8 protein-coding genes are annotated in these 12477 nt (G+C 63.4%); all 8 read right to left on the bottom strand.

The window, feature by feature from the left end; genetic code table 11:
• Window positions 1–163: 163 nt before the first annotated feature.
• The 8 genes from NIM87_RS04185 to NIM87_RS04220 all read right to left on the bottom strand — a co-directional run bounded on the left by NIM87_RS04185 (window position 164) and on the right by NIM87_RS04220 (window position 12362).
• Window positions 164–2236, bottom strand: coding sequence for a methyl-accepting chemotaxis protein (locus NIM87_RS04185; protein ID WP_254673384.1), 2073 nt, complete (start codon window positions 2234–2236; stop codon window positions 164–166).
• Between the two features lie 152 nt (window positions 2237–2388).
• Window positions 2389–4452 (bottom strand): methyl-accepting chemotaxis protein, encoded by a 2064-nt coding sequence (locus NIM87_RS04190; RefSeq protein ID WP_254673385.1) that lies wholly within the window; start codon window positions 4450–4452, stop codon window positions 2389–2391.
• Between the two features lie 367 nt (window positions 4453–4819).
• Window positions 4820–7342, bottom strand: a complete 2523-nt coding sequence (locus NIM87_RS04195; protein WP_254673386.1) for a methyl-accepting chemotaxis protein — start codon at window positions 7340–7342, stop codon at window positions 4820–4822.
• Between the two features lie 260 nt (window positions 7343–7602).
• On the bottom strand, window positions 7603–7992 hold the full coding sequence (locus NIM87_RS04200; RefSeq protein ID WP_254673387.1) for a response regulator: 390 nt from the start codon (window positions 7990–7992) through the stop codon (window positions 7603–7605).
• 113 nt (window positions 7993–8105) lie between these two features.
• Window positions 8106–9164, bottom strand: a complete 1059-nt coding sequence (locus NIM87_RS04205) for a protein-glutamate methylesterase/protein-glutamine glutaminase (protein ID WP_254673388.1) — start codon at window positions 9162–9164, stop codon at window positions 8106–8108.
• Window positions 9164–10003 carry a CheR family methyltransferase gene (locus tag NIM87_RS04210; protein WP_254673389.1) on the bottom strand — a complete coding sequence of 280 codons (840 nt, stop codon included), beginning with the start codon at window positions 10001–10003 and terminating at the stop codon, window positions 9164–9166. The genes NIM87_RS04205 and NIM87_RS04210 overlap by 1 nt, the downstream gene beginning before the upstream one ends.
• A 126-nt stretch (window positions 10004–10129) precedes the next feature.
• Complete coding sequence (locus tag NIM87_RS18560) at window positions 10130–11620, bottom strand: methyl-accepting chemotaxis protein (RefSeq protein WP_269467941.1); 1491 nt, start codon at window positions 11618–11620, stop codon at window positions 10130–10132.
• Between the two features lie 151 nt (window positions 11621–11771).
• Window positions 11772–12362, bottom strand: coding sequence for a chemotaxis protein CheD (locus tag NIM87_RS04220; RefSeq protein ID WP_254673390.1), 591 nt, complete (start codon window positions 12360–12362; stop codon window positions 11772–11774).
• Window positions 12363–12477: the final 115 nt, after the last annotated feature.

The raw sequence follows: 12477 nt of genomic DNA on the forward strand, positions 1-12477 counted from the left end.
TCATCAAGTCGATTTCTGCGTCCAGATGAAATCTAGCGGTGCGCCCGTTAAGGTCCGGTAAAGCACGTTGCCATTTGTGACCAAAATAGAAGGGGGCGCCATACGCCCCCTCCTCAAGCAGATTGCCCTTTGCAGGGCGGCATCAATTGAATGCCGATTGGTCCTAGAACTCGTCCCAGTCGGACGAAATGGCGGCATTGCCCTGGCTGAGATAGGAGCGGGCCGCTTTCTGCACCGCACGGGTGGGCGGAGGCGGCGCAGCGCGGCGCGGCGCGGCGGCGGGGGCTGCACCGGCGTCATCCAGCGTGAAGATATCGACCACCCGGTCCAATTCGCCCGCCTGGGCTTCGGTCTGTTCGATAGCCGCATTGGTCTGTTCGACCAGGGCCGCATTGTGCTGGGTCATCTCGTCGAGCGTGCGCACCGCGACGCTGACTTCCTCGATGGCCGTCGCCTGTACCTTGCTGGCCTGGGCAATCGACTGCATCAGCCCGGCGTTTTCGGTGACGGCGCCCAACATGTCGCGCAACTGCTTTGCAGCGCTCGATACCAGGTCCGATCCACCCTTCACTTCGCTGGCGCTGGCTTCAATCAGTGCCTTGACGTCCGCAGACGCGCTGGCCGCGCTCTGGGCCAGGCGCCGCACTTCCACGGCCACCACGGCAAAACCCTTGCCGGCGTCGCCAGCGCGGGCGGCCTCGACCGAGGCGTTGAGCGCCAAAAGGTTGGTCTGGAAGGCAATGTCGTCGATCAGGCCGATGATGTTGGAGATCTTGGCCGAGGACTGGGTGATCCGCTCCATGGCCGCATTGGCCTTGTCCATCACCTCGCCACTGCGGGCGGCATCGGCCGAAACGGCATTGGCCGAAACATTGGCATCATCGGCCATGCGGGCATTTTCGGCCACGGTATTGGCCAATTGCTCCATGGCTGCCGAAGTCTGTTCGATGGTCGCCGCCTGCTTGGTGGTGCGCTCGGACAGATCATTGGCACCCGAGAGGATTTCGCCGGTCGCGGTCTTCAGGGCCCGCGAGGTGACCCGCAGATTGCCGATAACGTCGCTGAGCTTTTCCGCCACCGCATTGGTGTCGGTCTTGAGCTTGGCGAAAGACCCCTGGTAATCCCCATGCATGCGCTGCGTCAGGTCCGCATCGGCCAGCGCCGCCAGCACAGTGCCGGTTTCCCCCAACCCGCGATCAACGGTTTCGACCAGGCTGTTGACGCTGCCGGCCAGGCTGTTGAGCTCGGCATCGGGGAATTGGGCATGCACGCGCTTGGAGAAATCGCCGGCAATGGCGGCATCCACCACTTCGCCGAAGGCGGCCTGCAGGGCCACCATCATGTCGGTGCGCTCGATGCGCCGGCGCTGCGAGGCCGCGCGTTCTTCCTCGGTCATCTGGCTGACCTTGAGTCCGTTCTCGCGGAACACTTCGACGGCCCGCGCCATGTCGCCGATTTCGTTAGTGCGGGTCACATAGGGAACCACCGTTTCGAAATCGCCGTCGGCAATCACCTTCATGGTCTGGGCCAGCCGTGGCACCGGCGCCATCAGGCCACGCGAAGCGAACAAGCCCACAAGCCCCAGGATCAGCAGAGAACCCGCGCCCACGATCAGCAATAGCGTAAGGATGCCATTGACCACGCCCTCAACCCCGACCTTGTCCACGCCGACATAGAGAATGCCCATGGGCGCCCCAGCCATGTCGAGAATGGGCTGATAGGCGGTGTAATAGGCCCTGCCCTGGATATTGGCCTCGCCTAGATAGAGCTGACCCGCCATGACCGAAGCATAGGCCGCACTATCCTTGCCCAGGCCCGTACCCACGATCCGCTCCCCGTCCGCGCCGACGATATTGGTCGACATGCGGACGAAGTCCTGGCTCTGCGGGTCCCAGCCGAAAATGGTCGCTGTTTCGCCGGTCAGGCGCACGATGGAATCGACAATGTCGTGGTTGAGGAACTGGCGCGGCATGGCAAAAGTCGAAATGCTTTCCAGAGCACCGTCTTCGGTCCAGGCGACATCAGCACCGGGCAGATTGTTGGAGAGGATGGTCGCGGCGGTCTTGAGGTTGGACGCCTGCTGGGCCTCGGCCTGCTCACGCAGGGTGCCGCTGAGATTGAGATAAATGGCAGCCGAGACAACCGAAACCGACACCAGGATGGCGGCAACGACCAAGGCCGCTATCGCGGTGGTGATGCGGATATTGCCAAAGAACCGCTTGATTGAACTAACCACTGTACAGGCCCCAAACCAGCGCCAGCTCCCCTGCGGAGTGGCGATACTATTGGGAGAAATCCTAAGCGGCGCAGATTAATCGAGTATTAGTTACGCAAAAAGAATGCGGCCTGCTTAAGCAGGCCGCCTAATTTGTGTGCATTCGCAATATGTTAGAATTCGTCCCAATCCGCGGCGATGGCCGCATTGCCCTGGGTGCGCAGGCGTGGCGCCGCTGATTCGGCCAACCGCGGCGCCGGTCTGGCCGTCCGCGCCGGCGGGGCGCTGTTCTGGACACTGCTGTCATCCACGGCAAAGATATCGACGATCCGGTCGAGCTCGCTGGCCTGCGCCTCGGTCTGCTCGATGGCCGCATTGGTCTCCTCGACCAGCGCCGCATTGTGCTGGGTCATCTCGTCCATGGTGCGAACGGCCGCCGTCACTTCCTCGATGGACGTGGCCTGCTCGGCACTGTCGCGGGCAATGGCTTCGAGCGACTGGGTATTCTCGCGGATGGCCTCGAGCATGCTGGCCAGCTTGCCCGCCGCTTCGCCCACCAGCTTGGAGCCCGTCGTCACTTCGCCACTTGACTGTTCGATCAGCGCCTTGACGTCGGACGAGGCACTGGCCGCACTCTGGGCGAGGCGCCGCACTTCCACGGCCACCACGGCAAAGCCCTTGCCGGCATCCCCGGCGCGAGCCGCTTCCACCGAGGCATTGAGCGCCAAAAGGTTGGTCTGGAAGGCGATATCGTCGATCATGCCAATGATGTTGGAGATCTTCGAGGACGACGCCGTGATCCGCTCCATCGCCTCATTGGCCGCATCCATCACCTTGCCGCCCTCTTCGGCGGTCTGGGTGACCTTGGAGGCGCTGGCGCTGGCATTCTTGGCGCGCTCGGCATTGGCCAGCACGGTTGAGGCCAGCTGTTCCATGGCCGCCGAGGTTTCCTCGATGGTCGCTGCCTGCTTGGTGGTGCGTTCCGAAAGGTCATTGGCGCCCGACAGAATCTCGCCGGTCGCGGTCTTGAGCGAGCCCGAGGTCCGGCGCAGCTGCAGCACCACTTCGGTCAGCTTGTCGCCCACTGCATTGATGTCGGACTTGAGCTTGGCAAAGGCGCCGTCATAGTCCCCGGTCATGCGGCGGGTCAGGTCGGTGTCGGCCATGGCGCCGAGCACTTCGCCCACTTCGGCAACGCTGCGGTCGAAGGTTTCCACCAGGTTGTTGACGCTGGAGGCCAGGCCATTGAGTTCGGCATCGGGGAATTCGGCGGTAACGCGCTGGGTGAAGTCGCCGGCAATGGCGGCATCGACCACCACGCCAAAGGCGCCCTGCAGCTCGCTCATCATCTCGCGGCGCTTTTCCTCGTCGGCAATGATCCGTGCGGCTTCCGCCTCGGTCATCTGGCTCACGCGCAGCCCGTTTTCACGGAACACTTCCACGGCGCGGGCCATGGCGCCCACTTCATTGCCCTTTTCGGTATAGGGCACGTCCACTTCGTAATTGCCCTGGGCCACGATTTCCATGGTTCCGGCCAGCTTGGGAATCGGCCGGGTGATCATGCGCGACGCCACAAAACCGATCAGCCCGAACCCGATGGTGGCGGCACCACCGACCATGGCGATAAGGCCAAGCACGCTATTGGCGGCGGCTTCGACATTGCTCATGGGGGTACCGGCGAAGATCGCACCCATCACTTCGCCACTGGTCTTCTGGATCGGCTGCAGCGCAGCGTAATAGGGGACACCGTCGATCTCGACCTGCCCCAGCACCATCTCGCCGGCGTTGATCTGCGCCACCACGGCGCTGTCGGCCTTGAGAGCGCCACCCACGGCGCGCGTGCCATCGGGCAGCACCAGGCTCGTGGTCTTGGCCAGCATGTCGCCAGTGGCGCTATCGGTCACATAGATGGCCGCATCCTGCTTGGTGACGCGGGTCACCGAATCGATGACTTCGGTGTCGTAGAATGGCGGGATTGCCCAGCTCTGGAAGGCGGCAATAGCCCCCTCTTCGCTCCAGGTCAGGACCGACCCGGAAATGCGCCGCTCGAGAATGGTGGCAGCAACACCCAGGTTGGTCTCCTGCTGCACCCTGCTGTCCGCCATCGATTGACTGTGCAAACTCATGTAGATCGCGCCGGACACGGCAGCGATCGATCCGATGATGGACAACATGACCAGCATCAGGATGCTGGTGGTCATGCGCACATTCCCCAAGAGGCGCGCGAGCTTCTTCATGGCGTATTCTCCCCCGTGCGGCCCGGGATGTCTGCTAAGGACGCCCCAATAACCGGCTCAATGGAGGGTGAGCCTAAGGGAAACTATTTACGGAAAGTTGTACGGATTTTTCCGCAATCGATTTCCATGATCACTTTGTTATGCAACCGACATGATTTTGTGCCCGCAATGGCCCCTTCATCCCCGCGCCGAGCCTCCTCTGTCCCTGCTCCGCCGTTGGATAACCAGCCGCTTGCCGGAGGCCTGACCGGCTAGGGTCGTATCCGGGACAAGCAAAAGGGCACCCTGAGGCGCCCTTGAACTTCGATACGAAACCCTGCCGGCAAAGCGGCCGGTTCTGCGGTCCGAAAACGCGACAGATATGGGCCTAGAACTCGCTCCAGTCGGTGTCGACCGCCGCATTGCCCTTGCTGAGATAGGATCTGGCTGCGGTGCTCAGCTTGGCCTGCAGGCCGCGCGCGCCCTGGGCAATCGCCTGCACTGGCCCGGCACTGGCTGCCACCTTGGCCGGAGCGGGCTTGCGCTGCTCGATGGCAAAGATATCGACAATGGTGTCGAGCTGGCTCGCCTGGGCCTCGGTCTGTTCGATGGAGGCGTTCATCTCCTCGACCAGCGCCGCATTGTGCTGGGTCATCTCGTCCATGGTGCGCACCGCCGTGTTCACCTCGTCGATTGACGACGCCTGCTCGCGGCTTTCGCGGGCAATGCCGTTCATCAACTCGCTCGAGGTGCGCGCCGAGACCAGGATTTCCTCCAGCCGGCCGGCCGCGTCGGCCACCAGCTTGGAGCCGCCCTTGACCTCGTTGGCGCTCTGCTCGATCAGCGCCTTGACGTCGCTCGAGGCCTGCGCCGCCGATTGTGCCAGACGCCGCACTTCCACGGCCACCACGGCAAAGCCCTTGCCCGCCTCGCCCGCGCGCGCCGCTTCCACCGAAGCATTGAGGGCAAGCAGGTTGGTCTGGAAGGCGATGTCGTCGATCAGCCCGATGATGTTGGAAATCTTGGCCGAGGATTGGGTGATCCGCTCCATCGCCTGGGTGGCCTGCCCCATCACCTGGCCACCTTGTTCGGCCGTATGGGTCACGCCCGTTGCCACCGTGGAGGCTTCCTTGGCGCGTTCGGCATTGGCCAGAACGGTCGAGGCCAGCTGCTCCATGGCCGCCGATGTTTCTTCGATGGTCGCCGCCTGCTTGGTGGTGCGTTCCGAAAGGTCATTGGCGCCCGAAAGGATTTCCCCGGTTGCCGTCTTGAGGGTGCGCGACGTGTCGCGCAACTGGCCCACGATATCGGTCAGTTTTTCGGCCACTGCATTGGTATCGGCCTTGAGGCCGGCAAAGGCCCCCTGGTAATCGCCCTGCATGCGCTGGGTCAGGTCGGTATTGGCAAGAGCCGCCAGCACCGTACCGGTTTCGCTGAGGCCGCGATCCACGGTTTCCACCAATCCATTGACCGAGCGGGCCAGGGTATTGAGTTCGTCGTCGGGGAATTCGGCGGTGACGCGCTTGCTGAAGTCGCCGGCGATGGCCGCATCGACCACCTGCCCGAAGGCGCGCTGCAGGTCCTGCATCATGGCCGCACGCTCGGCCTGGCTGGCGATGATCCGCGCCGCTTCCGCCTCGGTCATTTCATTGACCTTGAGCCCATTGGCCCGGAACACTTCCACCGCCCGCGCCATGGCGCCGATCTCGTCCGGGCGGCGGCCGCCCTTGACCTCGACCGAGAGGTCGCCATTGGCCAGCGCTTCCATCGTGCCGGTGAGGCGGGTAATCGGCTTGCTGATCGAGCGGGCAAAGAAGAATCCGATCACCGCCGCAATGGCGAGCAGGATGCCGCCGATGGCCAGGGTCATGTCGCGCATCTGCACGACCGCCGCATTGGCTTCGTTCTCGGGCTGCACCGCAACAACGGCCCAGGTCACATCGCCAACACTGACCGGCTGGGCCCGTACCACCATGGGCGCGCCCCGATAATCCGTGCTCAGGCCTTCGCCGGTCGCCCCGCTGAAGGCCCCGGCAATCACCTCGGCGGTCAGCGTGGTTGCCAAAACGTCAGGCTCTTCAGTGCGCGGAGATTCCGAGCGCAGCAGGCCATCCTGGCCGACTACCACCACTTCGCCGCTGCGGCCCAGGCCGGACAGCCCCGCGACGCGGGTGCTCATGGCCTCGGGCGAAATAGCCAGCACCAGCACACCGGCATTCTGATCCTTGTCATAGACCGGCATCGCCATGAAACTCTGGGCAGTGCCGCTGGGCGCGTAGACGGAGAAATCGACAAATGCCGCCTCGCCGTCGGCCAGGTCCTTGGCAGCGGCGAAGGCAATGCCAAGGCCTGAGGCGGCGGCCGTGGTGTCGGTCATGACATTGGTGATGAAGTCAGTGTTCTTGGCCACCGAATAGACCACGTCGCCCGCCGCGCTGATCATCAGCACGTCCGAATAGCCGCGCTCCATCTGCAGGGTGCGGAAGCCGGGATGATAGCGCTTGTGCACCGGATCATAGCTGGCGCCCATGGCGCCAACGCTATCCACCGCGGCCCGGTTTTCCGGATCGGGATTATTGGTCACATAGGCGGTCTGCAGCTGCGTGGCCGCACGTTCCTTGAGGCCCATGCGCAATTCGTCGAAGGCCCGCGTCAGGTTCTTCATCGCCGTGACGGTATCGGACCGCTGCACGAACAGGCGCAGATCCACCTCGGCGCTGGAATAATAGTCGCTCACCATGGTGGTGGCAGTGTTCAACGAGGCTTGCATCGACTGATCGCGCTGCTCGGCCACGGTGTTCAGGCCAATCAGATAGCTGGCAATGCCGACGCCGGCACTGACAACCAGGGCCGACCCAACCAATGCCAATGGCAGTTTTTGTGCAATCTTGAGATGCGGAATGAACTTCATGAAAACCTCGTCTCCCCATTCGCCGGCTATGTCCCCTCCCGTGGCGATGCGGACCGAACAGTCCCGACACAGGCAGCCGGGGCGCATCGCGACGCGCCCATTTATGGAAACGATATATCTATGGGCTTAATCACTTCTTACGGATAAATGCCGATGGCACAAAATATGGGCAAATGCCTATCCGATAAGCATTATTTCGCAAAACAAAACGCCCCCGCCGAACCGGCGAGGGCGTTTCTGGATTCGGCCCGACGTCTGGCCTAGGTCAGCGCGCCGATCACGGCTTCGATGCGCTTCTTCATGGTCGAGGCGTCGAAGGGCTTGATGATGTAATTGTTGACGCCAAAGGAAATGGCTTCCTTGACCTGCTCCTTGTCCGAGCGTCCGGTGGCCATGATGAAGGGCATGGCCTGGGTCCGCGGATGCTTGCGGATCACCTTGAGCAGGGTCAGCCCGTCAATGTCTTCCATGTTCCAGTCGGAAATGATGAGGTCCACATTGGACTTTTCGAGCTTGCCCAGGGCGTCGCGCCCGGACTTGGCCTCGATGATATCCTTGAAGCCCAGCTGGGTCAGGATGTACTTACAGATGCCCCGCATCGACTGCTGGTCATCCACGATCAGGACGCTGACACCGCTTGCTTTTGGCATGGTCTTCTTACCTCTACGCGCCTTCGGCCTTCGGGCCGCACTTGACTTGGGACTCTATGAGCCAAGCGTTACAAATGTCTCAACCGCCGAGTTGGCATTCTGCCTGTGCCGCTTCACGCCGCCGACTTGAGCTTGACCAGGGCATTGGCCAGCTTGGCGGCGATCTGCTCGACCGGCGCCTGATCGATGACGGCGCCCTCCTCGAAAGCCACCCGCGGCATGCCATAGACCAGCGCCGACGCCTGGCTCTGGCCCACGGTATAGGCGCCAGCCTCGCGCATGAGTTTGAGGCCCCGCGCCCCGTCCCTGCCCATGCCGGTCAGGATCGCGCCGACGGCCATGGCCCCCACGGTCTTGGCCACCGATTCAAACAGCACATCGACGCTGGGGCGATGCCCGCTTTCGAGTCCATCCTGGCTCAATCGGCATTTGAGCTGGCCCGAGGATTTCTCGACCCGCAGATGATAGTCGCCCCGCGCCACATAGGCGTGCCCGGGCAGGAGCGGCATGCGGTCTTCCGCTTCCACCACCTTGAGGGCGCATAATTCATCGAGCCTTGCGGCAAAGCGACCGGTAAAGCCGGCCGGCATATGCTGGGCAATGACCACCGGCGGACAATCGGCCGGCAGTTCACTGAGCACGGCGCGGATGGCTTCGACGCCCCCCGTCGAAGCGCCAATGGCGATCAAGGCCCCATCAGGCGCCGCGGCAGTCTTGAGTGTTACCTTGCCGGCCTTGGCCGGTTCGGCCCGGCTGGCCGAGCGGCCGCGCACATCCGATTTGGCCGCCGCGCGGATCTTGTCGCGCAGTCCGGCGCCAAAGGCATCCAGGCCCCCGGAGAATTCGGCGCTGGGCTTGGCGACGAAATCCACCGCACCCAGTTCGAGCGCCAGCAGTGTTTCGCTGGCCCCCTTCTTGGTCAGGGTCGAAACCATCACCACCGGCGTCGGCCGCAGCCGCATCAGCCGCTCGAGAAACTGCAGCCCGTTCATATTGGGCATTTCAATGTCGAGCGTCACGACATCGGGGTTGAGCGTCTTGATCTTCTCACGCGCGTCGATCGGATCGATGGCGGTGCCCACCACGTCGATGTCACCGTCGCGCGTCAGCATGCGTCCGAGAACTTCGCGGATCAGCGCCGAGTCGTCGACAACCAGGACCTTGATGCTCATCATGCCGCTCGCTTGTTCAATTTTTCTCTGGACTGGTAGATCGTCTTGCCCACCAGCCGGAAGCCATCGCCGCCCGCACCCAGGTTTTCCGAGTGGCCGATATAGAGGAAGCCCTCGGGCGCCATCATCTTGGCGAACCGGCCGAACACCTCGCCCTGCGTAGGCTTGTCGAAATAGATGGCGACGTTGCGGCAGAAGATGGCGTCGAACGGCCCCTTCATCGGCCATGGCCCGATCAGGTTCAGCGGCTTGAACGAGACCAGCTCACGCACTGCCGCCGGAATACGGATCGTGCCCTCGCCACGCTCAAAGGGCCGCGCCCGCTCTGCCGAAAGCCCGCTCAATTCGTTCTCTGGATAGACCCCGCCCGCCGCCTTGGCGATCACGGCGGTGTCGATGTCGGTCGCCAGGATCTTGAAATCCCAACGCTTGAGCTCAGGGAAGGCCCCGAGCAGGTCCATCCCGATGGTATAGGGCTCCTGGCCCGTCGAGCAGCCGGCCGACCAGATGCGCAGCTTGGTGCCGCGGGGCCGCTCGGCGATCAGGTTCCCCACATGCGCGCGCAGGTGATCGAAATGGTGATCCTCGCGGTAAAACCGCGTCAGATTGGTGGTCAGGGCATTGACGAAGTCCTGTCCGTCCTCGGCCGTGCCGCCGCGTTCCAGATAATCGACATAGGCGTCAAAACTGGGCAGCCTCAGCGCCCGCACGATCTTGGAAAGTCGGGAAACCACCAGCGTCCGCTTGGCCTCGCTCAGGGATATACCCGCCACGGCATAGACCCGGGCCTTGATCCGAGCGAACTCCCGTTCGCTGAGGGAAAATTCTCCCTGTTCCATGCAACCACCCCTTATATGCCGGTTTCTTCCGGACTTTGAGCGCGGTCAGCAAAAGTTGGACACTCTTGTTGGCCACCCGACGACGAGAGGACCAAACCATCGCGCCGACGCAGTCGGTCCGATGCCTTAGCTGGCGGCGCGCTGGTCGAGGCCGGTCTCCTGACCGGACATTTCGACCTTCGCCCGCGCAGGGATGGCGAGCACCTCATTGCGCCTGCCACCCTCCACAATCGGGGCGATAGTGGCGGGTGCATTGCTTAGATTGCGTAAATTATCCCGCAGCGCCGCGGTGATTTTTTCGAGGTCATTGGCTTCATCAAGACCCATGCGCGCCTGCGCCCGGCCCTTGTCGGCAATCACCCGGATGTCCTTGGCCGAGCGATTGGTCACCTGCGCCAGCTGGCGCACCTCGTCGGCCACCACCGCAAACCCGGCCCCCTTCTCGCCCGCCCGTGCCGCCTCGACCGCAGCATTGAGCGCCAAAAGATTGGTGCGGAACGAAACATCCTCGATGCCCGCCGTCATGGTGTCGATTTCCTGGGCCATGCGCGCAATCTCGCTGACCAGCGTCTTGGTGCGGCCCGCTGCCTGCTCCACCTGCGCAGCCTGCCCTTGGGCGGTCTCGTTGCGCCGCCGGGCTGCGCTCAACTGCGCCTCCAGCGCCGCCATCTTTTCGACCCCTGCCGCCAGCGCCTGCTTGCCGGTTTCTGCGGCCTGCTCCAGCTCTGCCGCCCGCGCCTCGAACTGCGCCAGGAGCGTCTTGACCGAGCCGAGCCGGCTTTCGAGCGTGGTGCGGATATGGGCCTCGTCGCGCTGCTGCTCATCGAGCCCCGAGAACAGGTCGAGCACCAATTGCGCCTCGGACGCCAGGGGCAGGTCCGGGCTGCTGATAGCCTCGCCCGAGAGCACCCCGCGCAATTGCGTCACGCCGGCGTCCAATGCCTCCAGCGCCTGGTTGAACCCGCCCAGCGCCGCATGGCTCACCGCCGCATCCGCCTCGAAGCGGAACCCGGTCTGTCCCTGCCGCAGTGCTTCGAGCACGGATTCAAGGTCATCGTCCTCGATGAAATGCCCGGCAGGCTTGAGTTCGAGCACATAGCGCCCCGAGGGCAACGCCCGGCGATGGGCCATCATCCGCATGCCCTTGAGCATGACCAGCGCCTCTTCGGGCGCCCCGCCGCCGCCTTCGAGATAGCCAGCGCCAAACAGACCGTCGAGCGTTTCCCCGGCGATGGCGCCGGGCGCCAGCCGCTCCATGCCCTGGCTGGCCGCCAGAATGACCCCATGTTCGTCGATGACCAGAAGGGGCGCCTCAACGCTGCTCAGCGCCGCGCGGAAATGGTGCGCCCGCTCCAGCCTTGTGCCGAGCCGGGCCACGATGCTGGCTATGGAAAGCGTTTCGTTCGGCCGGTCGGACAATCCGGCGGCCTGGGCAATGGCGGCCAGCCGGCGCGCCTCGCGCCGATCCGCCACATGGCCGCCGATCAGGCTGCCGGCAATGGCCAGCGCCGCCAGGCTTCCCGCCGCCCCGAACCAGCCCGGCCCGGGACCCATCGCCAACAGCAGACCACCCGCCGCGCCGCCATAAAAAGTCCATAGCGCTGCGGCTGCCAGCATAAGACGCAATCCCCGGCGTGGGGGACGCGAATCGAGGCGAAGGGCGGCATGGTCCGGCATGGTCGGACCCTAAGCGAGGAATGGTTAACCAAATCTATAAGCCGTCGCCGGACGGTAAGACTTTCGTAATCCGGCGCCCGGCGAGACGAACCTAGAACAATTCGATATCGTCCACCGGCGCCGGCACCACCACGCGCCGCGTTGCAATCGCCAGTTCTTCCTTGGCCACATTGGCGCCCACATCGCTGTCGAGCCGCTTGACGAAGGCCCGCCCGGTATGGGGTTTGAACAAGACGCGCCGGGCAAAATTGCCGCCCAGATCCTCGCTCGAAACCGTATAGCCTTCATCCATCAGGAACTGCCGGACGAAGTCGATATTCTTGGCCCCGACGTCATCGAGCGCCGCATTGATCTTGCCGCCGCCGAACACCTTGATCTCAAGATTGGCCTTCTTGCCCGTGCCCTGCGACAGGACCTTGTTGATCAGCTGTTCCATGGCGAAGGCGCCATAGCGCGCCGAAGCGCCGTAACGGTCCTTGGCCGAGCCCGATTGCTGGGCCAGCAGAAAGTGGTTCATCCCCCCGACAAGCGCCACCCTGTCGCGCACGCAGGCCGATATGCACGATCCCAACACTGTCGAGAACGTGACGTCGGCAGCACTGGAAACATGACAGTCGCCCTGGTGGACGGTCGTCACCACCCCACGATCAAACTCGGGTGGCAGGGTATTTGCGAGGGCCATTCGTCTTCATCTACCTCTGCGGGCGAATTGTTCCGATGGTAGAGGAAAACTCGTTAGCCAATTGCTAACCACGACGTACGAGTTCGCTGGTGGGAATTGTTTCATCAAGGAGAGG

It is taken from the genome of Devosia ureilytica (genome assembly GCF_024273195.1).
Lineage (GTDB): Bacteria > Pseudomonadota > Alphaproteobacteria > Rhizobiales > Devosiaceae > Devosia > Devosia ureilytica.